Raw genomic sequence first — 24,233 nt, 5'->3', positions numbered from 1 at the left:
GCCTATTCTTGCGCGAAGGAGGGTCAGCAGCCGGTCAGCACACCCCGGCGATAAACACGCCATGAGCATACGACAGCAACCTGCGGCCGGGGCCCCTTTCCAGCCCCCTGCAATTCAATGAGCGCCCGCGATCCGGCCGATCTGCTGAGCATGGTGCACCCCGCGGTGCGCCGCACGGCCATCGTGCTCCTGCATGGTTTATGCAGCACGCCTGACGAGCTCCTGACCGTGCAGTCGGCCTTGCGCAGCAGCGGCTATCCGGTGCACCCGATGGCGATCGGCGGTTACTCCTTCGACGCCAGCGCGCCGCTGCAGCACGCGCTGCCGTACGAACGCTGGATCGACGCCATCGAGGCGCGCGTCAATACGCTGCGCACGCACCATGACCGCGTGCTGCTGGTGGGCATCTCGGCCGGTTCGTCGCTTGCACTCGGCGCGGCCATTCGCTGCGGCAGCGATGTCGATGCGCTGGTGCTGATGTCGACCACGCTGCGCTTCGATGGCTGGGCCATTCCACGCACGCGCATGCTGCTGCCGCTCGCGTTCTACACGCCGCTCGGGCGCTTTTGGCAGTACCGCGAATGCGCGCCCTACGGCGTGAAGAACGAACGCGTGCGCGCCTGGATCGAGCGCGAACTGCGCCATCGCAAGGTGTCGCGCGCGGGCAGCTCGGTGCTCGGCGTCGGCCACCTGCGCGAGCACGACCGGCTGATCCGCCACGTGAAGCGCAACCTTCACCGCGTGCAATGCGGCAGCGTGCTTGCGCTGCATGCCCGGGAGGACGAGGTGGCCAGCCTCGGCAACCTCGACATCCTCGCGCGAGGTCTCCGCTGCCGCGAATTCCGCAGCGTGGTGCTTCACGACAGCTATCACATGATCTCGATCGACAACGACCGCCAGCAAGTGGCGCGCGAAACGCTCGCCTTCGCCGATGCCCTGGCCCATGGCATCGCCACGACCGACATCCAGCGCGCATCGTCTCCGCATCACGCTCCTGCTTGAAAGAAAAACCGTCATGTCTTCCGCTTCTTTTTCCACGCCGGTTTTCAACAGCATCGCCGCCATCCTGGTGAACAGCTTTGACGTTGCGCCCACTGCCATCGCACCCGGCGTTCCGCTGTCCGAACTCGGGCTCGACTCGCTCGCGCTGATGGAATTCGTCTTTGCGGTAGAGGATGCTTTCCACCTCCGCCTGCCCGAGGACAAGCTCGACCCGCGCGAAGCCGGCATCACGCTCCAGCGACTGTGCGACGCGATCGAGGCGCAGATCCGTTGCGACGTCGAGCCTTCGATGGCCGCGCCCGCGTGAGCAGCGGCGCCGCCCATTCGGTACTCGCAGCCTCCTCCCGGCACGCCGCCGCCGCGCCGGTGCGGGTGACGGGGCTCGGCTTCGTCACTCCCATCGGCCATACGGCCGCGACCTTCGACGACGCGCTCTTCAACGGAAGGTCGGCGGTACGCGCGCAATCACTCGTCATCGCGGGCTTCGATCCGATCGAACTCGCCGTGGCGCCTTGCGATTTCGATTCGGCCAGCGTGCGCAGCAGCTCGCGCCTGCCGCTCGACCGGGGCACCGCCATGGCGCTTTCGGCCGCGCGCGATGCCGCCGCGGAGGCCGGGCTCCACGCGGGCAGCTTCGATCCGGAGCGCCTTGGCATCTTCTGGGGCAGCGGCCTGGCCGGCGCGGGTGCCTTCGACGACACCACGCGCGCACTCTATGGCGAACAGCGACGCATGCGGCCCACCACGGTGCTCACCGTCATGCCCAACGCGGCGGTGGCGGAACTCGCATTGCAGTTCGGTGCGCAAGGCGCAGCCATTGCCTACGCCTGCGCCTGCGCCTCGTCGGCGGTGGCCATCGGCGAGGCCATGCGGGCTATTCGCGGCGGCTGGATCGACGTGGCCGTGGTCGGCGGACATGAGGCCATGCTCACACCGGGCGTGATGGCCAGCTGGCATGCGATGCGCGTCACCGCGCCGCCGCCAGACGGCGCGCCGGACAGCGCCTGCCGGCCGTTCTCGGGCGACCGCGCGGGCTTTGCGCTCGGCGAAGGCGCGGCCGCTCTGGTGCTCGAATCGGAAGCACACGCCAAGGCACGTACGCGCAGCGCAAGCGAAGCGATGCAGCTCTTTCTTGCAGGCTATGCCACCAACTGCGACGCCACGCACATCACCAACCCCGATCCCGCCGGCCAGGTCCGCGCCATGCGTGCCGCCCTGCGCGACGCCGGCATCGACGCCACACAGATCGGCCACATCAATGCGCACGGCACCGCCACCACGGCAGGCGACGCGGCCGAGGCCGCTTCTATTCGCGAAGTATTCGGCAATGCCGTGCCCGTGAGCGCAACCAAGGCCATCCACGGCCATGTGCTCGGCGGGGGCGGCGCCATTGAAATGGTGGCGGCGCTGCGCACGCTGGCGCGCGGGATGCTTCCGCCCACCGCCAACCTGCGGATGCCCGATCCGGCCTTCGATCTCGACTTCGTGCGCGGCGATGCGCGCGAAGCCGCGAACCTGCGCTACGTGATCTCCAATTCGTTCGCCTTCGGCGGGACCAATGCAGTGCTGATCGCAGGCCGCGGCACCGGCCGCTGAGGAATGCGGCGGCAGCTGTGCCCCGTGGCCTGCCTGGGCATGACCCAACCTGACGAAGCTCAGGGCTTCCAGCGTCGCAGCAACAGCGCGTTGGCCATCACGCTGACGCTCGACAGCGCCATGGCCGCGCCCGCCACCACCGGACTCAGCAATCCGAAGGCCGCGAGCGGAATGCCGGCCACGTTGTAGGCAAAGGCCCAGAACAGGTTCTGCCGGATCTTGGCAACTGTGCGCGCCGAAAGATCGAGCGCCTCGGCCACCAGCGACAGGTCGCCGCGCATCAGCGTGATACCCGCGGCTTCCATCGCCACGTCGGTGCCGCCGCCCGAAGGTGCCATGGCCATGCCCACGTCGGCCGCGGCAAGCGCCGGTGCATCGTTGGCGCCATCGCCCACCATCGCGACCACATGGCCATCGTTCTTCAGCGCGCTGACCTGCGCCGCCTTGTCGGCCGGCAGCACATCGGCACGCACGTCTTCGGCGGGAATGCCGAGCCGCGCCGCCATCGCCTCCGCGGCGCGCCGGTTGTCGCCGGAGATCATCACCACGCGCAGGCCGCGCGCCCGCAATGCGCGAACGGCTTCGGCGGCCTCGGGCTTGGGCTCGTCGGCAAAGGCCAGCAGCGCCTGCACCTCTGCGCCGTCAGCCTCATCGAAGCGTAGCAGCGCGGACACGGTGGCGCCCTGCGCGTGCAGGCGCTCGACCTGCGCCGCATCGGGCACCACGCCGAGTTCCGCGCACCAGCGCAGGCTCGCGACGGCCCAACGTTCGCCGTTCACTTCGCCGCGCACGCCTCGGCCGGGCATCGCCTGCATGGCACCCAGCGGCAGTGCCTGCACGCCGCGCTGTGACGCGGCCACCATCACCGCACGAGCCAACGGATGTTCGCTTCCGCTTTGCAGGCTTGAGGCGGTGGCAAGCAATCGGTTTTCATCTTCGTTGGCTGCAATCGGCACGAGAGCCGTGAGTACCGGCCGGCCGAGTGTCAACGTGCCGGTCTTGTCGAACGCCACGGTGTCGACGCGGTGTGCAAGCTCCAGCGCGCGTGCGTCCTTGATCAGGATGCCGCGTCGCGCGGCGACACCGGTGCCGGCCATCACCGCCACCGGCGTTGCAAGGCCCAGCGCACATGGGCAGGCAATGACCAGCACGGCCACCGCATGGATCATGGCGATCTCGATACCGGCACCTGCAAGCAGCCACCCGGCCAGCGTGGCCAGCGCAATCACCAGGACCACTGGCACGAACACGGCCGCGACCTGGTCCACCAGACGCTGGATCGGCGCCTTGGCTGCCTGTGCGTCTTCGACCAGGCGGATGATCCGCGCCAGCACGCTTTCTGCACCGACTGCTTTCACTTCAATCACCATGCGGCCGTCGCCGTTGACCGCACCGCCCGTCAACGCGTCGCCCGGCTTCTTGGGCACCGGCAGCGGCTCGCCGGTGAGCATCGATTCGTCGACTTCAGACTCTCCCTCGACCACGCGCGCATCGGCCGGCACGCGCTCACCCGGGCGAACCGCGAGCAGGTCGCCGACCATCACTTCGCCGATTGGCACATCGCTTTCGCTGCGCTTGCCCACCAGGTGCGCGATTTCGGGCCGCAGCTGCTGCAGCGCGCGAATCGCCGATGTGGCTTGCCGCTTTGCGCGCGCTTCCAGCCACTTTCCGAGCAGCACCAGCGTGATGACCACTGCCGATGCTTCGAAGTAAAGGTGAGGCACGGCGCCGTGCCCCGCGTGCTCGCCCGTCGCCGAGCGCCACCAAAGCCACAGCGACAACCCGAAGGCCGCGCTGGTGCCGAGCGCCACCAGCAGGTCCATGTTGCCGGTACCCGCCTTCGCGGCATGCCAGCCCGCGCGGTAGAAGCGCGCACCGAGCCAGAACTGCACCGGTGCCGCCAGCAGCAGTTGGATCCAGGGCGACAGCATCCAGTTTTGACCAAAGGGTTGTCCCAGCATCGGTGTCAGCAAAGGAATCGACAGCAAGAGGCCGATTCCGACCGGCCCGAAGCCGTGCCAGGGCGACAGAGCAGCAGCAGCGTCGTCCGTATCGCTTGCGCGCGGTTCATAGCCTGCGGCACGCACTGCGCGGCGCAAGCGCGCGTCGATGTCCTCGCCGTCAGCCGCCACCACGCGCGCCGATTCGGTGGCGAGGTTCACGCTGACGTCCGTCACGCCCGGGACGCTCTTGAGCGCGCGCTCCACGCGCATCACGCACGAGGCGCAGGTCATGCCGCCGACAGAAAGATCCAGGGTGCTCATGGGGTGATGTGGAGAGTGCAGCAGATTTTCCATGCCCCGAGGCTAAAGTCTCACATCATGGCAAGGTCAAGGCAGATATCGAGTGTCCCTCCGCTGGACATTGACATCGTGAGAGGGTTCAGACTCATGTTTCCGATCACTCATTTCACTCAACAGGAGCAACAACGATGAGTCAGAAATTTCAGGTCTCGGGAATGAGCTGCGGCCACTGCGTGAGCGCGGTTCAAAACGCGGTGCAGACGGTCGATCCTGAAGCGCAGGTGACAGTGGATCTCGAAACCGGCCATGTCGACGTATTGAGCGCGCAACCTCGGCAAGACATCGTCGCCGCCATCGAAAACGCCGGCTACAGGGTCCAATGAGCAGCTTCGGCACCGTCTCCATCGGCGAAGCGGCCAGGCTTTCGGGCGTCTCGGCGCGCATGGTGCGGCACTACGAGGGCCTTGGCCTGTTGCCTGTTGTAGCGCGCACCGAAAGCGGCTATCGCCAGTATGGCGATGCGGACATCCACACGCTGCGCTTCATCAAGCGCTCGCGCGATCTCGGTTTCTCCATGGAAGAAATTGCCGAGCTTGTGGGACTCTGGCACAACCGCCGGCGCGCGAGCGCCAGCGTGAAGCGGATCGCGAAAAAGCACCTGGACGAACTGGAGCAGCGCATTGCGGACATGCAGTCGATGCGCAACACGCTGGCGCACCTGGTGCACTGCTGCCACGGGGACGCACGCCCCGACTGCCCCATTCTCGACGACCTGGCCGCGGCCTGATCGCCCGAACGGCTTCAGGCGCCCCTGACCAGCGCCAGCACCTTGCCGGCGTCGAGGGTGCGGGCCTTTTCCTGGATGGCTGGCAGGTACTGGGTCTGCAGACCCTTTCCTTCCTGCACCACGTTCGAGAAGCTGTCTTTAAGCATCTGCGTCGAGAGCGTGCGGCCGCCCGCGTAGTAGCGCTTGGCGACATGGCCCAGCGCATAGGTCGAGGCAAAGCTCATGCCCGAACTCACGGCCTGATTGCCCAGGCCGCGCAGCAAGCCGCCGCCCATCTTTCCGAGCAGGCCGCCGAGCAGCTTGCGACCGGCCTGTTCCAGGTATTGCGAGGTCAGGCCCACGCCGACCGTGGCCAGAAAATCTTTCACGTGGCCGCTGTCGAGCTCGTAGCCATGCGCCTTGCCGATGCGATAGACCAGTTTCATCTGCAGCGGAATGATCGCCATGGTCGAGAGCGTTTCCGGCAGTAGTTCGAGCGCGCCATTGAGGATGGCTGCGTTGAGGATGGACTTGTCGAGCTCCGCGCTGTCGGGCGCCGCCACCGCGGAAGGGGTCGATACCGCGGCCGCACCGGTAGCCGCCACCGGGACCGCCGCCGCAATGTCTTCCGCCTGACGCGAAAACTGCGCCGCCGAGGCATCGAGACCGAGCGAAGTACGCAGGTCCGTGAGGAACATGCGCTCCGCGTCCGACTGCGTGCCGTCGGCATCGCACACGCACACTGCCATTTCGTAGGCCAGCTGCTTCGATTCGGGGCTTTGCAGATCGCCCGTCACGGATGCCATCGAAACGCGCTTCATCAGCACGTCCTGGTAGAGCGTGGGAAGGTTCACGCCGTCGGCCTGCGAGAGGCCCTCGGCAATGCGCTTGATCTCTGCGCGTTCGCGCTCGTGTTTTTCGCCGTCGACGAAAGCGGCCAGCAAGCTCAGCGTCACGATGGCCTTGGTTTCGGAAGGTGTCACGTTCGAATTTCCAAAGGTTGAAGGACAAAGTTCGTTCGACATCGCGCGCGAAGGTTCCGTCGCGGGTTCTCCCCACAAAACTTGAGCAACTCTGTGGATAACACTCGCACTTCCTTGTAAGGGTGCGGCAAGTCGTTGATTCGTAATGGAAATCTACAGTCTGCCCAAATTACAGGCAATGGATTTCTCGCGCCGAAAACCGTCTTTCGCAGATTTCCGGGACCCTGTCAAAGGACAACTCTGGGGAGAGTTCTGGCACAAGCAGGGCGTTATCCACAGGGCGGAGCCGCCGGCCAATGTTGTCCCTTTTGGCGCGACAGCTCGGAAGCGCAGCTGCGCACAGTGACAGAGGTATGACAAGTGACTGTCACACAAGGGAAAAATTGCCATGTCCACAGACAGGTGCGACCCTTATCTACTACTACTAATTTGAATAAGAAGAATAAGAAGAAGATAGGAAACCAGCGCCGCGCCCGAAAAAAAGACCGCGAACGGCCGCGCCGTGTTCGCGGCGCCACGCACGAAAACAGCCTCGCCGAACAGCGTCCCCTCGCTAACATCCGGGGATGAGTTTCAAACCGCGGATCCTGATCGCCGAAGACGAATCGGGCATTGCCGACACCCTCCAGTACGTTTTGAAGAGCGATGGCTTCACGCCGGTCTGGTGCGCCACCGCCGAAGAAGCCATCGCGCAGTTCGCGCAGGAGCCGCCGGCACTGGCCATCCTGGACGTGGGCCTGCCCGACCTCAACGGTTTCGAGTTGTTCAAGCGCCTGCGCACGCTGAACCAGTCGCAGGGCGGTGCCGAGGTGCCGATGCTGTTTCTCACGGCGAGAAGCGACGAGATCGACCGCGTCGTGGGGCTGGAACTTGGCGCCGACGACTACATCGCCAAGCCCTTTTCGCCGCGCGAACTGGTGGCGCGGGTGCGCACCATTCTTCGGCGCAGCGCGCGAGCGGCCCCTGGAGGGCCCGTAGGTACGAACAGCGGGGTACCCCCTCAAATTTTGGGCGCGGCGGCCCCAGCGAGCTCTCAACCCCCCGCAATGCCGTTTGCGCTGGACAACGAGCGCATGCAAATTCGCTACTACGGACGCCTGCTCGAGCTCTCGCGCTATGAATACGGGCTGCTAAGGTTGCTGGTGCAGCGTCCCGGACGGGTCTTCACTCGCGAAGAACTGCTTCAGCTGGTTTGGGACGACGCGAGCGAGAGCTTCGACCGCACGGTCGACGCGCACGTGAAAACCCTGCGCGCCAAGCTCAAGGCGGTGGCGCCCGACGTGGAGCCGATCCGCACGCTGCGCGGTACCGGCTACGCATTGAACGAAGAACTGCCCCACAGCGTGCCGTGAGCCGGCGCACGCGGATATTCATCGGCATCTTGCTGATCTACACGGCGGGCATCGCGTTCCTGCTGTACCGCGTGGTGTCCGACATCGACCCGCGCTACCGCGAATCGGCGGAAGAATCGCTGGTCGAGACATCGCAGCTCATTGCCAGCCTGGTCGAGCAAGACGTGATCGCGGGCGCCATCACCACCGCGCGCCTCGAGCCGTTGTTCCGCACGGTCTATGCGCGCGAGTTCTCGGCCCAGATCTACAACCTGCACAAGAACCGCGTCGAGCTGCGCGTGTATGTGACCGACCGCAGCGGCCGCGTAGTGTTCGATTCGCTCGGGAGGCAGCTGGGCGCCGACTACTCCCAGTGGAGCGACGTGAACCGGACGCTCGCTGGCCTGTACGGCGCGCGCACCTCGCGCGATGTCGATGGCGACCCGCGCACCTCGGTGATGTACGTGGGCGCGCCGATCCGCTGGAACGACGAGATCATCGGCATGGTGAGCGTCGGCAAGCCGGTGCAGAGCTTCGGCCAGTTTGTGGAAGACGCGCGTGCCCGCACGCTATGGGTGGGCGTGGGGTCTGGCTTGGCACTGCTACTGCTCGCGATGATCGTCTCGGTGTGGCTGGTGCGTCCTTTCGGACTGATTTCCGACTACTGGACCTGGGTGCGCGCGCAGCGCACCCTCAGCGTTTCGCGCATGGCGCGGCGCGCGGTCGATGCGCTGCGCACCGGCTTCAGCGAAATGCGCGATGCGCTCACCGGCCGCAACTACGTGGCCGATTACGTGCAGACCTTCACGCACGAAGTGAAGAGCCCGCTCTCCGCCATTCGCGGCGCGGCCGAGCTGCTGCAGGAACCGTCCATGCCGCACGCAGAGCGCGAACGGTTCCTGAAGAACATCGAGCGCGAGACGCAGCGCATCCAGGAAATCGTCGACCGCATGATGGAGCTCACCGCGCTCGAAACCAGGCGCGGACTCGACCGCACGGAGCCGGTAGCGCTGGCTTCGTTGATCGAGGACGTCGCCGTCAGCGCACAGCCCGCGGCGGCCAAGCGCAACATCAGCTTGAAAGTGAACATCCGCACGGAGGCCAGCACCGAGGGCGACCCGTTCCTGCTGCGCCGCGCCATCAGCAACCTGCTGGACAACGCCATCGATTTTTCACCGCCGGACAGCGAAGTGCTGCTGACGCTGGAAACAACCTCCAAGCTCGCGCGCGTAACAGTGCGCGACCGCGGCCCCGGCATTCCGGACTACGCACAGGAAAAAGTCTTTCAGAAGTTCTATTCGCTGGCGCGGCCGCACAGCCAGAAAAAGAGCACCGGACTCGGGCTGGCCTTCGTGAAAGAGATTGCGGCGCTGCACCGCGGCCGCATCGAGCTCGGCAATGCGGCGCGCGGCGGCGCAGTGGCCACGCTCACGCTGCCGCTGTTGCCTGCGTCACATCACTGAAGAAAGAAATTACTGGCCCGTCAGTGCGCTGTAGGCCTTGCGCGTTCCTGGGCTCACCGCATCGAGCAATTGCTCGTACGAAGTCTTGTGCCGCGCCAGCATGCGCGCTGACGCCACCGTCTTCGACTTGCAGAACCAGTGGCAGCTGTGCTGCATCAGGAACAGCTCGGCCGACATCGTGAAAGCCTTGGCCTTGGGTGTGCGGTGCGATTCGTTCCGCATCACTTCGGCAATGCCGCGTGCGTGGATGGCCAGGGCTTGGCGAAAGTCGAAGGTGGCGGCCGGAAACAGCTTGTGCGCGAATGGAATTGCCAATGGCAGCTTGCTCACGCGCGCCTGTGCCTCATCGACACGCGCGAACTCCGCTGCAAAGCTGTCGAACTGGGCCGAGAGCTTTTGCTCAGTGGAGTCGAGCAGGCTCCAGATCTGCTGGCGCCGTGCGGCATCGTCCTCGCCAAGGCAGCGCAGGTAGCCCTCGGTGAGGGTCTCCATGAGGTTTTCGATCTGGTACTTGCCGAGGTGGCTTCCGAGCAGTGCGATGCGCTGGCGCTGGTCCCGCGACTTGAGGATGTAGGCGCCGATGACGATCAGCGTCACCAGGGTAAGGATTTCCATGAGACGTGCGAAAGGAAAAAGGTGAAAGCGGCGGCACCACCGAGTGTAGGGACACCCGGAACCTGTCGCCCGCCTTCGCCCTCTCCTAGCGGAAGAACTCAAGGATGCGGTTGCGCTCTTCCGGCGGGGGCGGCGGCCCCAGCGGCACGCCCGAGAGTTCTTCCGCCGGCGGTGGCGGCGACTCGGCGTTCTCCACGCCCAGGCTCGCCACGCCGCGGCCCGGCGTGAAGTCATCGAAGTACCACTCGCCGTCGATGTTGGCAACGCCCGGCGGCTCCGGGATCTTGCTCACCGGCACGCCCTTGAGGGCCGTCTGCATGTAGCCGATCCAGATCGGCAGGCTCAGGCTGCCGCCGGTTTCGCCGCGCACGCCCAGCTGGCGCGGCGTGTCGTAGCCGATCCATGCAATGCCGACGTTGGTGGGTTGGAAGCCTGCAAACCAGGTGTCGAAAGAATCGTTGGTGGTGCCGGTCTTGCCGAAGAGGTCATCGCGCTTGAGCGCTTGGTAGGCGCGCGCAGCGGTGCCGCCCTTCACCACGCTTTGCAGCAGCGAATCCATGATGAAGGCATTGCGTTCAGGAATGGCGCGGCGGGTTTCGTCGAGCGCCGGCGGCTCGGTCTCGAGCAGCACCTTGTCCCGCAGGTCGGTCACGCGCGTGACGAGGTACGGGTTGACCTTGTAGCCGCCGTTGGCGAACACCGAATAGGCCGTAGCCATCTGCATGGGTGTGACCGAGCCCGCGCCCAACGCCATCGGCAGGTAGGCGGGGTGCTTGTCCTTGTCGAAGCCGAAGCGGGTGATCCAGTCTTGCGCATACGGCGCGCCGATGGATTGCAGCAGGCGAACGGTGACCAGGTTCTTCGACTTCATCAAGGCGGTGCGCAGCGGCATCGGCCCTTCGAAGCCGCCATCGAAGTTCTTCGGTTCCCAAGGCTGGCCGCCAGGGGTGCTCGCTTCGAAATGCAGTGGCGCATCGTTCACGATGGTGGCCGGCGTGAAGCCTTTTTCGAGCGCGGCCGAATAGATGAAGGGCTTGAAGCTCGACCCCGGCTGGCGCCAGGCCTGCGTGACGTGGTTGAACTTGTTCTTGCCGAAATCGAAGCCGCCCACCAGGGCCTTGATGGCGCCGGTGCGCGGATCCATGCTGATGAACGCGCCCTCGACCTCGGGCAGCTGCGTGATCTCCCAAGTGTTCTTGGGTGTCTTTGCCACGCGGATCACCGCGCCGCGGCGGATCTTGATGTTGGGCGGCGCCTTGGCCGCAAGGCCCGATTGCGCGGGTCTAAGGCCTTCGCCGTTGATCTGAACGGTTTCGCCGTTCGCGCGCACCGCGTTGATTTCCTTGCTGTTCGCTTCCAGCACCACGGCCGCCATCACGTCGCCGTTGTCGGGGTGTTCGGCCAATGCATCGTCCACCGCTTCGTCGGCTTCCTTGGGGTCGTCCGGCAGGTCGATGAAGCGCTCCGGTCCGCGATAGGGCTGGCGCCGCTCGTAGTCCATGATGCCCTTGCGAAGCGACCTGTAGGCTGCCGCCTGGTCTGCCGCGACCAGCGAGGTGTAGACCTTCATGCCGCTGGTGTAGATGCTGTCTCCGTACTGCGTGTACATCATCTGTCGCACCGTCTCGGCCACGTATTCGGCATGCAGCCGGTTCGGGTCGGCGGCATCGCGCAGGTGGAGTTCTTCCTTCTTGGCTTCGGCAGCCTGCTCGGCAGTGATGAAGCCTGTCTCCTGCATGCGGTCGATCACGTAGAGCTGGCGTGCGCGAGCTCGGCGCGGGTTGGCCACCGGGTTGTTTGCGCCGGGAGCTTTGGGCAGTCCGGCCAGCATGGCCGCTTCGGCCGTGGTGATGTTTTGCAGCGGCTTGCCGAAGTAGGCTTCCGAAGCCGCGGCAAAGCCATACGCGCGGTTGCCCAGGTAGATCTGGTTCAGGTAGATCTCGAGGATCTGATCCTTGCTGAGCTGCTGCTCGAGCCGCAGCGCCAGCAAGATTTCATAGGTCTTGCGGCTCAGCGTGCGCTCCGAGCTGAGGTACACATTACGCGCCACCTGCATCGTGATGGTCGAGGCGCCCTGTTTGCGGCCACCCTTCAGGCTGGCCACCGCCGCGCGCACGAAGCCCTTGTAGTCGACGCCGCCATGGTCGTAGAAGCGCGCGTCTTCCACGGCCAGCACGGCGTCCTTCATGACCTTGGGAATGCTGGCAAAAGGCGTGAGGGTGCGGCGCTCTTCGCCGAACTCGCCAATGAGCGTGCCTTCGACCGAATACACGCGCAGCGGCAGCTTGGGCCGGTAGTCGGCAAGCTCGGAGATGTCAGGCAGGCGCGGATAAATGGCAGCCACCGCCACGACGGCGGCCACCACCAGCACCACCGCGCCGGAGCCGAGCACGATCGCGCTCCAACGTGCAATGCGGCGCAGCCGTATCGATCGCTCGGAGCGCGCCGGGTCGGTGGAAGGAGAGGAATCGTCCATGGAAATCAGTAAGTAAAAAAACAGTCGGTAGCTTTGGTTACACGGACGGAGCCACTTCAGGTGAGACAGGCTCGGGCATTCGGGGGTTCCCGGCCGACAGCGCATACCAGTCGACCTTGCGCGTGGCCAGCATCAGCACCGTCAGCATGCCGAATGTCAGCAGGGCGCCGAGTAGGAGGGCGTTGCTTTCGGATGCCAGGAGGCCGTATAGCGCGCCATAGAGTACCGCGACAAAGGCCCCAAATCCGGCGCCGCGTTTCCAGCTTTGCAGGACAGCGCTGAAGTAGATGCCGAGCAGCAGCACGCTCGCTGAGGCCGCGCTCGCATATGCCAGCCAGAAAGCCAGCTTCTCGGACAAGGCCAGCAGCAGCAAAAAGAACAGTGCAATCGACAGGCCCACCAGCCCGTATTGCACGGGATGCATGCGCTGCCTGCGGAACAGCTCGAACATGAAGGCCGCCATGATCACCAGGCCGATGAAAAGCGCGCCGTACTTGCCGGCGCGCGTGCTCATCGAATACACGTTGATCGGCTGGGCGAGCGACACGTCGAAGGTCTGCAGCGCCCCGAGGTTGCGTGGGCCCGTCGCAACGGCTGCTGCTGCCGTTGCGGCAGCACTGGTATCGACCCGCTCCGACAGTCCGGCGCGCACCTGTTCGCGTGCAGACGTCACGAGCGACGACACGCGCCAGTGCGCATCGAAGCCCTGCGGCGTTACCTCGCGCTGCGTGGCGAGAAAGCGGCCGCCAAAGCTCGGATGCGCCCAGGGCGAGCTCAGATGGGCGGTGGTCTCTTCGGCAATCGGCACCATCGAGAGCGTGTCTTGTCCGACAAGGCCGAGCTTCATCTCGAAGGGCAGCGGTGTCTTCGACTCCCATGCGGCGAGTGCGGCGCCGGTCAGCGGCGCGTGGATGGCCTCGGCAAGCCAGCTGGTGTCTGCCAAGCCGGGCACGCGCTGCTTGAAACGCAAAGCCTCACCGTTGATTGCAATGGTGGGCGAACCGTCGAGCCCGCGCAAATCGCTCACGTAGAACACGACGAAAGGCGCCTTGAACTCGATGCGGGAATCGGCTTCGCTGTGCGCCACGGACTTGGGGTCGAAGGCGGCAAATCCGCCACCGAGCGTGGCGTTGAGCGTGTAGAAGGGAATCTTGAAGATGCCTCGATAGCGCTCGTGCGGCGCCATCGAACCTTCGGTGTGCAGCTTGTCGGGAAACACCGCGTGGGCCATTTCCTTGCTGCGCGCCTCCTGGCCGATCACCTTGCCTTGCGCATTGCGCAGCGGCTCCATCCAGCGTTCCACATACGGCACCAGCAGCAGCGGGCCCACCATGGTCTGCCCGCTTGCGTAGGTGGCGGCAAGCTCCTCGGCCGCCTCGCGCTGGCTGCGGCCGCGCTCGCGGTTGATGGAGTTGATCTCGGCCAACGGAATGCACAGCAAGAGCGTGAGCATGAGCAGGCCGGCAACCTTGACCAGCATCGAACTCTGCAAGGCCTTGAACAACTGAAACATGTTTTCTTCTCCACTTCGATAACGATGCGGCGATGCTCGCCGAGCGATCCGAAGGGCGTGTGAAGCGTGGCCGACGGCGGACTTCACACAGGCTTCACACAAGGCTGCGTCCGGCGGGCGGACTTCAAGCAGCCTTCCAATTTCCTTCTCGCGCGGTGTCGACAGTTGCGGCTGTGCAAGTTCGCACGGAAACCGACACCACACCGCCATGGATGCCCACACCACCTCTCGTCCCGGCCGCTGGCTCTGGCTCGCCACCGTGAGCCTGGCCACCGCGGGCTTCGTCGCGCTCAGCCTCAACCCCGTGCATGCACAGGAAGCACCCGGCCCGCGGTTGAAGACCGAGAGCCCCTACTTCTTCGTGAAGAGCGACGACCCTTCGGTCGACCGACTGCCTCTCAAGGGAACCGAGGTGGCGGTAAAGATATCGGGCGTCATTGCCGACGTGACCGTCACGCAGACCTACCGCAACGAAGGCCAGCGCCCGATCGAAGCCAAGTATGTTTTTCCGGGCTCGACCAAGGCCGCGGTCAGCGGCCTCAACGTGCGCCTGGCGGACCGTTTGATCACCGCGCAGATCCGCGAGAAGCAGCAGGCGCAGATCGAATACGACACCGCCAAGAAAGAGGGCAAGACCGCCGCTCTGCTTGAGCAGCACCTGCCCAACGTGTTCCAGATGAACGTCGCCAATATTCTCCCCGGCGACGACGTGAAGGTGGAACTGCGCTACACCGAGCTCCTGGTGCCGCAGTCGGGCAACTATGCGTTCGTGTTTCCCACGGTGGTGGGCCCGCGCTACAACAGCCCGCAGTCGGAGAACGCCCAGGCCAAGTGGGTGGCGCAGCCCACGCTGCGCGAAGGCGTGGCTCCCGGCACGAGCTTCAGGCTCAAGGCCAGCATCGACACGCCCATGGGTTTGAAGGAGGTGCGCTCGAGCACCCACGCCATCGACGTGAAGAAGAGCGATGAAGACCGCCATGCCGACGTGGTGCTGACTGCCGACGGCCGCCCCGCGGACAACCGCGACTTCGTGCTCGACTACCGCCTGGCGGGCGAGAAGATCGAGTCGGGCTTGATGCTCTACAAGGGTCAGGGCCAGAACACCGATGGAAGCGCCGAGAACTTCTTTCTAGCGATGATCGAGCCGCCCAAGGCCGTTGCGGCCAGCGCCATCTCGCCGCGCGACTACATCTTCGTGGTCGATATCTCGGGTTCGATGCACGGCTTTCCGCTCGACACCGCCAAGACGGTGCTCGAACGCCTGATCGGTGGGCTGCGTCCGAGCGACACCTTCAATGTGCTGCTCTTCTCGGGCAGCAACAAGATGCTCTCGCCCCAATCGGTGCCGGCCACGCGCGCCAACATCGAGCAGGCGCTGGCTACCATCCAGAACTACGGCGGCAGCGGCAGCACCGAGCTGATTCCCGCGCTCAAGCGCGTCTATGCGGAACCGAAGGAAGAGAACGTCTCGCGCACCGTGGTGCTGGTTACGGACGGCTACGTGAGCGTGGAACGCGAGGCTTTCGAGCTGGTGCGCAAGAACCTCTCCAAGGCCAATGTGTTCGCCTTCGGCATCGGCTCGTCGGTGAACCGCAGCCTGATGGAAGGCATTGCGCGCGCCGGCATGGGCGAGCCCTTCATCATCACCGACCCGATCCAGGCGCCCGAGCAGGCCGCGCGTTTCCGCCGCATGGTGGAGTCGCCGGTGCTCACCAACGTGAAAGTCACTTTCGGCGGCCTCGATGTATACGACGTGGAGCCGCAAGCCCTGCCCGACGTGCTGGGCGAGCGCCCGGTGATCGTGTTCGGCAAGTGGCGCGCGGACGCCGACGGCAAGGCCCGTGGCCGCGTGATCGTCGAAGGCCGCGGTGCCAGCGGCCCGTATCGCCAGGAGCTGCGCATCGACCCACAGATGCGCCAGGACACCGCCGCGCTGCGCACGCTGTGGGCACGCCACCGCATCCAGAGCTTGAGCGACCAGGAGACGCTGGAAGGCGGCAGCGCCTTCAAGGAGCGCATCACGGAGCTCGGCCTGAAGTACAGCCTGCTGACGCAATACACCAGCTTCATCGCCGTGGACAAGGTGGTGCGCAACCTGGCCCCGCAGAACAGCGTGGATGTGAACCAGCCGCTGCCCTTGCCGCAGGGCGTGAGCGAACTCGCGCTCGGTGCCGAGGTGCCGAGCACGCCGGAACCCGAAACGCTCGGCGCGATTGCGGTGGTGCTGTCGATGCTCGCCATGCTGCGCCGCCGCGCACGCCGCAACGACCCGCGCCGCTTCACGGCCTGAACGCGAAAGAACAGGAAACGAAAAATGTCATTGGCCGCACTTGCCCACAGCCATCCGCGCATCGTGGATTGGGGCATCCGAATCGACCGCGCACCTGCCGCCGGCTGGCTCGGGCTGCAGTTTGCCGCGCTGGCGCCGACCTGGGCCTGGATGGTCCAGCGCATGCGCGACGGCTCCGACGACCCGCTGGGCCTGTTGGCGCTTGCCGCCTTGGCCGCGCTGGCATGGCAATGCCGGCGCGAACTGCGCGCCGCGCCGCGGCTCGGTTGGCTGGCATTGGCTGGCGCAGGCACCGTGCTGGCGACGCTGCTGCGCACGGGGCTTGGGGCGCTGCCCGCCCTGCCCCCGCTCGCGGCGGGCCTTGTGGCTGTGCTGGCGCTGGCGTGCGGCTTGCTCGCTTTCCTGCCGCGGCGCGTGGCCGCGCTGCCGGTGGCGGGGCTCGCCGTGCTGGCCTTGCCGCTGTTGTCGTCGCTCCAGTTCTATGCGGGTTATCCGCTGCGCGTGGTCACGGCCGAGGCGAGCCGGTGGTTGCTGGCGCCAGGCTTCAGCGTGGCGCGCGAGGGCAGCAGCCTATTGGTCGACGGCCGGCTGGTGATCGTCGATGCGCCCTGCTCGGGCATGCAGATGGTGTGGCTCGGCTATTTTACCGCTTGCGCCGTCGCGCTCTGGGCGCGTCAGGACGACCGGGGCTTTCTGCGCCGGCTGCCGATGGTCGGCCTGCTGGTGCTGGCAGGCAACATCCTGCGCAACAGTGTGCTCATTGCCTTCGAAGCCGCGGGCCATTCGCTCGCGCCCTGGGCGCACAACCTGCTCGGCCTTGTGGTGCTGGCCGCAGTGTGCGGCGGCATCGCGCGCCTGATGGTGCCGGCACGCGCCGAGCCCGAATTTGCCGACCGGCCCATCCCGGGCCTGATCACCGCGCACGGAGGCCGCCATGTCGACACGGTTCTTTGAGAACTTTTTTGCTAACCACTTCATCCATCGCATCGGCCACAAGGCGGCGTTCGCGCTCGCGATGCTGCTGTGCCTGCTGTGGTCGACCGCCGCGGCCCTGCGTTTGCCGCCGGAGCCGGTGGTGGCCGCGGCGTCATACGAATGGCCGCGCGAATGGGATGGGGCACCGCTGCGCCCGATGGCGCTGAGCGAGGTCGAGCAGCGCTTTGCCGACCGTTTTCCGGGCGCGATCGGCCGCATGACCGACGGTACTCAAATGATCGTGATGCGCGCGGTGAACGCACCCACGCGCATGCTGCATCCGGCGGCCGACTGCTACCGAGCGCTGGGTTTTCGCATCGAGCAGGCGCGCCTGGAACGCGACGCGCAGGAACGGCTGTGGCGCTGTTTTGTTGCGCAACGGCACGGTGTGCAAAAGTTCCGCGTCTGCGAGCGCATCGTCGATGCCGAAGGCGCCGCTTTCACCGACACTTCAGCCTGGTACTGGGCGGCGGCCAGCGGGCAGTCGCGCGGTCCGTGGCAAGCCGTCACGGTGGCGAGACCCTTGTGAGAGTTGTGTGAACAAGATCCTGAGATTCGTGATTTACGCGCTGTCGGCCCTCGTGGTGACAGCCTGCCTGGCCGTCTTCCTGATCGTCAAGTTCGCGCTTGCACCTGCGCCCGGGGAGTGGAATACCAGCGTCAAGGCCGGCCCGCTGAGCTTTCAGGTCGGCGTGCCCGCGGCGGTGCGGCTGGCCACGTCTTCGTGGCTTGCGCCGCGCCTGGACGGCCACGCTGTCGACACGCGCTTCGGCACGATTCGTTTTGCCTGGAAGGACGCGGACAGCCTGCTCGAACTGCGCTGCGCACCCTGCAGCCTGGAGGTCGCTGCCCTCGGCACGCAGCCGATCCAGGTCGAAGGCCTGGTCGCCACCGTCAGGCGCGACGGCAACACGCTGGCCGGCACCATCGCGGCCACGCCTCGCAATGCCGATGCCGCGGCCGTGATCCAGGGCCCATGGGAAGGGCGCCTCGCGCCCAAGGGCCTGCATCTCAGCGCCGACATCAAGGATGCGCCCATTGCCCGCTGGTATGCCGTGCTAGCGCCCCACCTGCCCGAACTGCAGCGCGCCCGCATCGGCGGTACGTTGGCCGTTCGCGCGCAGGTCTCTCTGCCCGAAGGCACTTTCGTCGTGCTTCCCACCGTCAGCCAGTTCACCGTCGAAGGGCTGGGCACCGAAGCCATGCTCGGCGCGCGAACCAGCTGTGGCGCGCCTTCGAAGCTCGCCAATGACAGCTGGCTGACGCGCGCCGTCATCGCGGCCGAGGACCAGCGCTTCTTCACCCACGCCGGCTATGACCTGACCGAAATCGTTGCGTCGATCGACAACAACCAGAAGGACGGCCAGCAAAAGCGCGGTGCCAGCACGCTGACGCAGCAGCTCGCCAAGATGCTGGTGACCGGCAGCGACCGCACCGCCGAACGCAAGCTGCGCGAGTTGCTCTACGCGGTCGAGATGGAACAGACGCTCGGCAAGGCGCGCATCCTGCAGCTTTACCTGGACAACGCACCGTGGGGCGGCAACTTGTGCGGCGCCGAAGCCGCCGCGCGGCGCTACTTCAAGCGGCCAGCACGCAACCTGGAACCCGCGCAGGCCGTGTGGCTCGCGGCCATGCTGCACAAGCCTCAGGCGGTGCTCGAGCAATGGCGGCGCGACGGCCGCATCGACCCGGACCGCACCAAGTGGGTGGCCGAGAGCGTGCGCGGCATCAGCCGCAATCAGCGCGAGGCCCTGCTCAAGAGCGTGGCGGCAGCTCATTACATCGCGCCGGAGGCGGCACCATGAACGATGTCGAAGCCATCGAGCGCGCCACCGTTGCCGCCGTGTCTCCCCTTGCCGTGGAGGAACTCGACGGCTGGCTGCTGCCCTTCGACGACGGCACCGTCAAGCGCGCCCGGTCGGCGGTTCCGCTGCACCGCGGCGAAGTCAGCTGGCACACGATTGATCGCATCGAAGACCGCTACGACAGCAGGCAGTTCGTGCCCGCCTTCCGCCTGGCCGACGTTCCCTGCTTTGCCGCGCTGCAAGCCGAGCTGGAGCAGCGCCATTACGTCGGCGATTCCCCCACCTGCGTACAGGTCGGCTCCGCGCGACGCATGCGCGACGTGGGGGCCGCCGGTGCCGCGCTGGCCGATGTCGACCTTGCGCCCGACGAGGCCTGGGCGACGCTGTTTCTCGGCGAGGGCTTCGATCCGGTGGATGGCGCGCATCGCGTGCGAGCACTGTCGCGTGCCAAGGGATCGCTCTATGCCAGCGTGCGCGACGGCCGGCACACGGTGGCCGCGGGCGCCATGGCCTTCGGCCACGGATGGGCCAGCGTCCACGGCATGCGAACCGAGCAGTCGCAGCGCGGCCGGGGCCTGGCGAGGCGCGTGCTGGCCGGCTTGGCGCAGGCAGCGCTGGAACGCGGCTTCGAACGCGTGTTCCTGCAGGTCGACGCGCACAACGCCGCTGCCCATGCGCTCTACCGCCGCGCCGGTTTCTCCACCCAGTGGCAGTACCGCTATTGGCAGAGGCAACAGTGGCCCCGATGACGGCGCCCGCCTGACCGCCGGACCACCCCCACCGGTGGCGCGGTCACGGGGTTAGTGCCACCATGGCCGCATGACGAACGCAAATCATCATGCCAACCACCCCACCGATCCCGTCGCCACGCCGCGCGGCATCGACCACATCGTGGCCGGTGTTTCCACCAGCGATGGCGACGGCGTCAAACTCACCCGCGTGTTGCAACAGCCGCTGCAGAAAAGGCTCGATCCCTTCCTGATGCTGGATGCCTTCGGCAGCGACAACCCGGGCGACTACATCGGCGGCTTTCCCAACCATCCGCACCGCGGCTTCGAAACCGTCACCTACATGATCGCGGGCCGCATGCGCCACCGCGACAGCGCCGGCCATGAGGGGCTGCTGCAAAACGGCGGCGTTCAATGGATGACGGCCGGCCGCGGGCTCATCCACAGCGAGCTGCCCGAGCAGGAAGAGGGGCTCGTGGAAGGATTCCAACTCTGGCTCAACCTGCCCGCGAAGGACAAGATGCGCGAGCCCTGGTATCGCGACATCCAGAGCGAGGAAATACCGGAATACACCACCACCGCGGGCGTTCACGTGCGCGTGATTGCCGGTGCAAGCCACGGCATCGAAGGCGCCGTGCGGCGCGAGGACACCGAGCCCCTGTACCTCGACATCACGGTGCCGCCGGGCGCCGAGTTTGCGCAGCCCCTGCCGGACGACCACAACGCCCTGGTTTACGTGTACCGCGAATCGCTGTGGATCGCGGGCAGCGAGGTGCCCACGCGCCGCATGGCCATTCTGGCGAACGACCCCGGAAGCGACGGCGTGGTCCTGCGCGCGGGCGCCACCAACCACAGCCCCGCCCGGGCGCTCCTGATTGCCGGCAAGCCGCTGCGCGAACCCATTGCCCAATATGGCCCCTTCGTGATGAACACGCAGGAAGAAGTGAAGCAGGCGGTGCACGACTTCCAGAACGGAAAGTTCGGCGGCTGAACGGCGGTGCCGTGCCTGCGTGTAGTCGCAGGCCTACCGAAAATCGGCGCCGCGCACAGGTCACAGGCGGGCCATGCGGCGCATAGATTGACGCCATGCCTTTTCGCACCTCCAAAGCGCCCCGTGTCCGCAAGGGACAGGCGCCCGACACGTTGGAGCGCGACCAGTTTCATGAGCGCTTCATGGAGTCCTTCCGGGATCCGGCCTTCCAGACCGAGAAGGCGTCGTTGCAGCGCATCGAACTCATTGCATGGGAGGCCTACCAGGAAGGCCGCAAGGCACCGGTCACGCGCAAGGCCGGCCCCGGCTATGCCGACCCGGAGTACGAACTTTCGGTGGACTGGCTCGAAGCCAAGGCGCGCATCGAAGCTGCGCAGGCGGCTTGGGGCAACCCCCAGACACGCTCGCGCGTGCTGCTGGTCAACGGTTCGCCGCGCAACGACGGCACCTGCCCGGGCGAAATCTCCAAGAGCTGGCGCCTGGTGCAGCTGGCGCGCGAGGTGCTCGACAGCTGTGGCATCGACGTCGACGTGCTCGACCTGAGCCTGCTCACCTCCGAATACGGCCGACAAATCCATCCCTGCAAGGGCTGCGTCTCCACCGCGATGCCGCTGTGCCACTGGCCCTGCAGCTGTTATCCCAATCATTCGTTGCGCCAGACCGGCGACTGGATGAACGAGATCTACGAGCGCTGGGTGGCCGCGCATGGCGTGATGCTGTTCACGCCCACTCACTGGTACCAGTCGGCCAGTCCGCTCAAGCTCATGGCCGACCGGCTGGTGTGCGCCGACGGCGGCAACCCCGACCCGACCAGCACCCACGGCAAGAAGCCCGACGAAGCCAAGGCGCTCGAACTCGATGGCTGGGGCTATCCCAAGCACCTGAGCGGCCGGGTCTACGGCTTGGTGGTGCATGGCGACGTGGCCGGCGTCGAGAGCGTGCGCCGCAACCTGTCGGATTGGCTCGACTGGATGGGCCTGATCGATGCCGGCGCGCAGGCTCGGCTCGACCGCTACATCGGCTATTACGAGCCGTATGCGAACAGCCACGACAGCCTCGACGCCAATGAAGACGTGCAGGAAGAGGTGCGCAACGCAGCCCGCGCGGTGGCGCTGGCGGTCGGCGAGCTGCGCTCGGGCAAGCTGCAGGCGCCCGATCGCGGACTGAAGCCTCCACGGCCCAAATAGCCGCGGCGCAGGCGGGCCGTGCAGCCCTGGCCGTTCATGATTCTTTACGCACGCTCACTCCAGCCTCACTTGGGCGATACAGAGGTCTTCCACACTTCGCTTCACCTGCTGCCCCTTGGCGGCGGGCTTCTTCGAAAGGAAGCACTTTTCATGATCTCTCTTCGCCAACGCATCGTCTGGGCCAGCCTTCTCGGTTCGGCCGCCCTCGCCTCTTCGGGCGCCTTCGCACAAGCCCCGGCCGCGCCCGCCACCGCTGCGGCCCCGCCTGCGGCCGTTGCCCAGGCCGACGGTGCCACCGCCAACAAGGCGCAGCACAAGCGCATGGACCCGGCCGATCGTATGCAGCGCATGCAAGAACATCGCGCCAAGCGCCTGGCCGCCCTGAAGGAAAAGCTCAAGCTGACCTCCGCGCAAGAAAGCGCGTGGACCACCTTCGCATCGGCCAGCCAGCCGCCCGCCGGCGCCCGTCCGGCGCGCATGGATCGCGCCGAATTTGCCAAGCTCACCACGCCCGAGCGCCTGGAGCGCATGCAGGCTCGCCACGCCGAGCGCAGCGCGAGGTTCGCCAAGCGCGCTGAAGCCACCAAGACCTTCTATGCGGCGCTGACGCCTGAGCAGCAGAAGACCTTCGATGCGGAAACGGTGCATGCCGGCATGCACGGGCATCGCGGCCATCATGGCCACGGCGGCCCTGACGGGCACAACCATTCGGCGGGGCCAGCCAAGAGCTGAGCGAACGACGCGCTGAACTGCGCAAAACGCTAAAAAGCCCGCGATGCCTTTGTGCATCGCGGGCTTTTTTTCGCACAAGCACTTATTGGGGCGTGCCGGTCCGTTCCGTCGGGTTCGTCGGCACGTCGGGCCGTTCACCCGGGTTGCCGAACCGGGGCTTGGTCTTGCGGCCCTGCTGGCTCACTTCGGCGCGGGACATCTCGCCCGTGGGCTGCGGCATCGCGTTAGGCTGAGCGTTCACGGTGGTGGTGGCCTCGCCCTTGGGCACCGGGTTGTTGGCATTGTTGCGGTTGTGGGCGCGTGCCTCGGCCTTCACTGCTTCGCGTGAAACCGGCATGGTGTTGTCAGGGCGCTGCGGCGGGTTGGGCACGCCGGATGGGGTTTGCGTGCTGGCTTGGCCGCCCACGGACGGGTCGGGCTGGGCGGGGATCGAGGTGGCTTGCGCCATGGCGGCGCCGGCGGTGGCCATCAGGCCGGCCAGCAGCGTCGCGTGAAAGATTCGTTGCTTCATGGTGGTTCCTTTGCTTGTCTCGAGGGATCGAGAACGGATGGCAGAGCGGCCGATTCCTGCGGCCTGAAATCACCGTAGAAGGCGCCCGATGCCCGCGATGTGGGGGTGCGGACGGCCTGCCTGTAGGAGTTGGCCGCCCGCTTGCGAAAGGCAGCGAAGAAGGTGGCGCGTTCCTACAGGCGCCGGCGGCGCGGCAACGTACAACCTGAGGACTGATGTCTTCTTCCCCGATTCCACTCCCCGCAGCGGCGCCGACCTCGCTCAAGGTCATGACGGTGAACACCCACAAGGGGTTCACTGCGCTCAACCGCAAGTTCATTCTTCCGGAGCTTCGGGACGCGGTGCGCACCGTGGGGGCCGACGTGGTGTTTCTGCAGGAGGTGCTTGGCACCCACTCGCGCCACTCGCGCAAGGTCAACAACTGGCCCGAGGCGCCGCATTACGAATTTCTGGCTGACACCATGTGGCCGCAGTTCGCCTACGGCCGCAACGCGGTGTATCCGAGAGGCCATCACGGCAACGCGGTGTTGTCGAAGTTTCCGATCGTGCACTACCGCAATCACGACGTGTCGGTGGCCGGTCCCGAAAAGCGCGGCTTGCTTCACTGCGTGCTGCGTCTACCGGGCCGCACGGTGGACGTCCACGCGATCTGCGCCCACCTGGGCTTGGCCGAGGCGCATCGGCAGCAGCAGCTGGAGTTGCTCTGCCACATCGTGCGCGACGAAGTGCCGCCCGACGCCCCGCTGGTCGTGGCGGGTGATTTCAACGACTGGCGCGGCCGCGCGCACCGGGTGCTCGAAGAAGGCGCCGCGCTGCGCGAGGTGTTCCTGCACGCGAACGGTGCGGCTGCCAAGACGTTTCCGTCACGCTTTCCGCTGCTGTCGCTGGATCGCATCTATGTGCGCAACGCGGGCGTGCACGAGCCTGTGGTGCTGCCGCGCAAGCCCTGGTCGCACCTGTCGGACCATGCGCCGCTGGTGGCGAACATCGACCTTTGAGATGGACTACGCCCATGTTCCGCGCAGT

At 66.2% G+C, this 24,233-nt stretch carries 22 protein-coding genes; 16 read left to right on the top strand and 6 right to left on the bottom strand.

Going from position 1 to position 24,233, the window contains the following annotated elements; translation table 11 throughout:
* Nucleotides 1-117: 117 nt before the first annotated feature.
* Genes J2X92_RS20235 through J2X92_RS20225 form a run of 3 tightly spaced genes read left to right on the top strand, consistent with a single transcriptional unit; the run spans nt 118 to nt 2,598 of the window.
* Nucleotides 118-1,002, top strand: a complete 885-nt coding sequence (locus tag J2X92_RS20235; RefSeq protein ID WP_307578113.1) for an alpha/beta hydrolase — start codon at nt 118-120, stop codon at nt 1,000-1,002.
* A 13-nt stretch (nt 1,003-1,015) separates the two neighbouring features.
* A complete protein-coding gene (locus J2X92_RS20230; RefSeq protein WP_307578112.1) occupies nt 1,016-1,309 on the top strand; it encodes an acyl carrier protein in 294 nt (97 codons plus the stop codon).
* Nucleotides 1,306-2,598 (top strand): beta-ketoacyl-[acyl-carrier-protein] synthase family protein, encoded by a 1,293-nt coding sequence (locus J2X92_RS20225; RefSeq protein WP_307578314.1) that lies wholly within the window; start codon nt 1,306-1,308, stop codon nt 2,596-2,598. Before J2X92_RS20230 ends, J2X92_RS20225 begins: the two co-directional genes overlap by 4 nt.
* 59 nt (nt 2,599-2,657) lie before the next feature.
* Here the strand turns inward: J2X92_RS20225 and J2X92_RS20220 are convergent, their stop codons facing one another.
* Nucleotides 2,658-4,895: a heavy metal translocating P-type ATPase gene (locus J2X92_RS20220; RefSeq protein WP_307578110.1), complete on the bottom strand. Its 2,238-nt coding sequence runs from the start codon at nt 4,893-4,895 to the stop codon at nt 2,658-2,660.
* A 134-nt stretch (nt 4,896-5,029) separates the two neighbouring features.
* Here J2X92_RS20220 and J2X92_RS20215 point away from each other — a divergent pair, with 134 nt between their 5' ends.
* Together J2X92_RS20215 and cueR are read left to right on the top strand one after the other, a co-directional pair.
* Entirely contained in the window at nt 5,030-5,224 is a 195-nt protein-coding gene (locus J2X92_RS20215; RefSeq protein WP_124960334.1) for a heavy-metal-associated domain-containing protein, read from the top strand.
* Entirely contained in the window at nt 5,221-5,628 is a 408-nt protein-coding gene (gene cueR / locus J2X92_RS20210; RefSeq protein ID WP_307578107.1) for a Cu(I)-responsive transcriptional regulator, read from the top strand. The genes J2X92_RS20215 and cueR overlap by 4 nt, the downstream gene beginning before the upstream one ends.
* A gap of 14 nt (nt 5,629-5,642) precedes the next feature.
* Here the strand turns inward: cueR and J2X92_RS20205 are convergent, their stop codons facing one another.
* Nucleotides 5,643-6,590, bottom strand: a complete 948-nt coding sequence (locus J2X92_RS20205; RefSeq protein WP_307578105.1) for a YcjF family protein — start codon at nt 6,588-6,590, stop codon at nt 5,643-5,645.
* 566 nt (nt 6,591-7,156) lie between these two features.
* Between J2X92_RS20205 and creB the strand changes: the two genes are divergently transcribed.
* Together creB and creC are read left to right on the top strand one after the other, a co-directional pair.
* On the top strand, nt 7,157-7,942 hold the full coding sequence (gene creB / locus J2X92_RS20200; protein ID WP_307578103.1) for a two-component system response regulator CreB: 786 nt from the start codon (nt 7,157-7,159) through the stop codon (nt 7,940-7,942).
* The gene (gene creC, locus J2X92_RS20195) at nt 7,939-9,384 is read left to right on the top strand and encodes a two-component system sensor histidine kinase CreC (RefSeq protein ID WP_307578101.1); all 1,446 of its coding nucleotides are present in this window, start codon (nt 7,939-7,941) and stop codon (nt 9,382-9,384) included. The genes creB and creC overlap by 4 nt, the downstream gene beginning before the upstream one ends.
* Nucleotides 9,385-9,393: 9 nt before the next feature.
* Here creC and J2X92_RS20190 read toward each other — a convergent pair whose 3' ends face one another.
* The 3 genes from J2X92_RS20190 to creD all read right to left on the bottom strand — a co-directional run bounded on the left by J2X92_RS20190 (nt 9,394) and on the right by creD (nt 13,988).
* The gene (locus J2X92_RS20190; RefSeq protein ID WP_307578099.1) at nt 9,394-9,999 is read right to left on the bottom strand and encodes a hypothetical protein; all 606 of its coding nucleotides are present in this window, start codon (nt 9,997-9,999) and stop codon (nt 9,394-9,396) included.
* 85 nt (nt 10,000-10,084) lie between these two features.
* Nucleotides 10,085-12,475 (bottom strand): penicillin-binding protein 1A, encoded by a 2,391-nt coding sequence (locus tag J2X92_RS20185; RefSeq protein WP_307578097.1) that lies wholly within the window; start codon nt 12,473-12,475, stop codon nt 10,085-10,087.
* 37 nt (nt 12,476-12,512) lie between these two features.
* Nucleotides 12,513-13,988 (bottom strand): cell envelope integrity protein CreD, encoded by a 1,476-nt coding sequence (gene creD / locus J2X92_RS20180; protein WP_307578095.1) that lies wholly within the window; start codon nt 13,986-13,988, stop codon nt 12,513-12,515.
* Nucleotides 13,989-14,196: 208 nt separating this feature from the next.
* On the opposite strand from creD, the gene J2X92_RS20175 reads away from it, so the two are divergent.
* The 8 genes from J2X92_RS20175 (at nt 14,197) to J2X92_RS20140 (ending at nt 22,696) form a co-directional block, all read left to right on the top strand.
* Nucleotides 14,197-16,278, top strand: coding sequence for a VIT and vWA domain-containing protein (locus J2X92_RS20175; protein ID WP_307578093.1), 2,082 nt, complete (start codon nt 14,197-14,199; stop codon nt 16,276-16,278).
* A gap of 24 nt (nt 16,279-16,302) precedes the next feature.
* Entirely contained in the window at nt 16,303-17,232 is a 930-nt protein-coding gene (gene xrtQ / locus J2X92_RS20170) for an exosortase Q (RefSeq protein ID WP_307578091.1), read from the top strand.
* Nucleotides 17,213-17,782, top strand: coding sequence for a hypothetical protein (locus J2X92_RS20165; protein ID WP_307578089.1), 570 nt, complete (start codon nt 17,213-17,215; stop codon nt 17,780-17,782). Before xrtQ ends, J2X92_RS20165 begins: the two co-directional genes overlap by 20 nt.
* 28 nt (nt 17,783-17,810) lie before the next feature.
* Nucleotides 17,811-19,058 (top strand): biosynthetic peptidoglycan transglycosylase, encoded by a 1,248-nt coding sequence (locus J2X92_RS20160; protein ID WP_307578087.1) that lies wholly within the window; start codon nt 17,811-17,813, stop codon nt 19,056-19,058.
* A complete protein-coding gene (locus J2X92_RS20155) occupies nt 19,055-19,807 on the top strand; it encodes a GNAT family N-acetyltransferase (protein ID WP_307578085.1) in 753 nt (250 codons plus the stop codon). Before J2X92_RS20160 ends, J2X92_RS20155 begins: the two co-directional genes overlap by 4 nt.
* Nucleotides 19,808-19,877: 70 nt before the next feature.
* Nucleotides 19,878-20,777 (top strand): pirin family protein, encoded by a 900-nt coding sequence (locus J2X92_RS20150; RefSeq protein ID WP_307578083.1) that lies wholly within the window; start codon nt 19,878-19,880, stop codon nt 20,775-20,777.
* 95 nt (nt 20,778-20,872) lie between these two features.
* Nucleotides 20,873-21,964, top strand: coding sequence for a flavodoxin family protein (locus J2X92_RS20145; RefSeq protein WP_307578081.1), 1,092 nt, complete (start codon nt 20,873-20,875; stop codon nt 21,962-21,964).
* Between the two features lie 150 nt (nt 21,965-22,114).
* Nucleotides 22,115-22,696 carry a Spy/CpxP family protein refolding chaperone gene (locus J2X92_RS20140; RefSeq protein WP_307578080.1) on the top strand — a complete coding sequence of 194 codons (582 nt, stop codon included), beginning with the start codon at nt 22,115-22,117 and terminating at the stop codon, nt 22,694-22,696.
* Nucleotides 22,697-22,778: 82 nt separating this feature from the next.
* On the opposite strand, the gene J2X92_RS20135 is transcribed toward J2X92_RS20140, so the two are convergent.
* The gene (locus tag J2X92_RS20135; RefSeq protein ID WP_307578077.1) at nt 22,779-23,207 is read right to left on the bottom strand and encodes a serine/threonine protein kinase; all 429 of its coding nucleotides are present in this window, start codon (nt 23,205-23,207) and stop codon (nt 22,779-22,781) included.
* A gap of 215 nt (nt 23,208-23,422) precedes the next feature.
* Between J2X92_RS20135 and J2X92_RS20130 the strand changes: the two genes are divergently transcribed.
* Nucleotides 23,423-24,205 (top strand): endonuclease/exonuclease/phosphatase family protein, encoded by a 783-nt coding sequence (locus J2X92_RS20130; RefSeq protein WP_307578076.1) that lies wholly within the window; start codon nt 23,423-23,425, stop codon nt 24,203-24,205.
* The last annotated feature ends 28 nt before the right edge of the window (nt 24,206-24,233 follow it).

This window comes from Variovorax paradoxus, assembly GCF_030811855.1.
GTDB classification, from domain to species: Bacteria; Pseudomonadota; Gammaproteobacteria; order Burkholderiales; family Burkholderiaceae_C; genus Variovorax; species Variovorax paradoxus_L.
Note: the sequence above shows the minus strand (reverse complement) of the source record. Positions and strands in the feature narration are given on the sequence as shown.

Coding starts and splice junctions, on each gene's coding strand:
- J2X92_RS20220 (WP_307578110.1), bottom strand. CDS start 4,895: ATGGAAAATCTGCTGCACTCTCCACATCACCCCATGAGCACCCTGGAT.
- J2X92_RS20130 (WP_307578076.1), top strand. CDS start 23,423: ATGTCTTCTTCCCCGATTCCACTCCCCGCAGCGGCGCCGACCTCGCTC.
- J2X92_RS20135 (WP_307578077.1), bottom strand. CDS start 23,207: ATGAAGCAACGAATCTTTCACGCGACGCTGCTGGCCGGCCTGATGGCC.
- cueR (WP_307578107.1), top strand. CDS start 5,221: ATGAGCAGCTTCGGCACCGTCTCCATCGGCGAAGCGGCCAGGCTTTCG.
- J2X92_RS20235 (WP_307578113.1), top strand. CDS start 118: ATGAGCGCCCGCGATCCGGCCGATCTGCTGAGCATGGTGCACCCCGCG.
- creD (WP_307578095.1), bottom strand. CDS start 13,988: ATGTTTCAGTTGTTCAAGGCCTTGCAGAGTTCGATGCTGGTCAAGGTT.
- J2X92_RS20155 (WP_307578085.1), top strand. CDS start 19,055: ATGAACGATGTCGAAGCCATCGAGCGCGCCACCGTTGCCGCCGTGTCT.
- J2X92_RS20140 (WP_307578080.1), top strand. CDS start 22,115: ATGATCTCTCTTCGCCAACGCATCGTCTGGGCCAGCCTTCTCGGTTCG.
- J2X92_RS20185 (WP_307578097.1), bottom strand. CDS start 12,475: ATGGACGATTCCTCTCCTTCCACCGACCCGGCGCGCTCCGAGCGATCG.
- J2X92_RS20165 (WP_307578089.1), top strand. CDS start 17,213: ATGTCGACACGGTTCTTTGAGAACTTTTTTGCTAACCACTTCATCCAT.
- J2X92_RS20150 (WP_307578083.1), top strand. CDS start 19,878: ATGACGAACGCAAATCATCATGCCAACCACCCCACCGATCCCGTCGCC.
- J2X92_RS20145 (WP_307578081.1), top strand. CDS start 20,873: ATGCCTTTTCGCACCTCCAAAGCGCCCCGTGTCCGCAAGGGACAGGCG.
- J2X92_RS20190 (WP_307578099.1), bottom strand. CDS start 9,999: ATGGAAATCCTTACCCTGGTGACGCTGATCGTCATCGGCGCCTACATC.
- J2X92_RS20175 (WP_307578093.1), top strand. CDS start 14,197: ATGGATGCCCACACCACCTCTCGTCCCGGCCGCTGGCTCTGGCTCGCC.
- J2X92_RS20215 (WP_124960334.1), top strand. CDS start 5,030: ATGAGTCAGAAATTTCAGGTCTCGGGAATGAGCTGCGGCCACTGCGTG.
- J2X92_RS20230 (WP_307578112.1), top strand. CDS start 1,016: ATGTCTTCCGCTTCTTTTTCCACGCCGGTTTTCAACAGCATCGCCGCC.
- creB (WP_307578103.1), top strand. CDS start 7,157: ATGAGTTTCAAACCGCGGATCCTGATCGCCGAAGACGAATCGGGCATT.
- xrtQ (WP_307578091.1), top strand. CDS start 16,303: ATGTCATTGGCCGCACTTGCCCACAGCCATCCGCGCATCGTGGATTGG.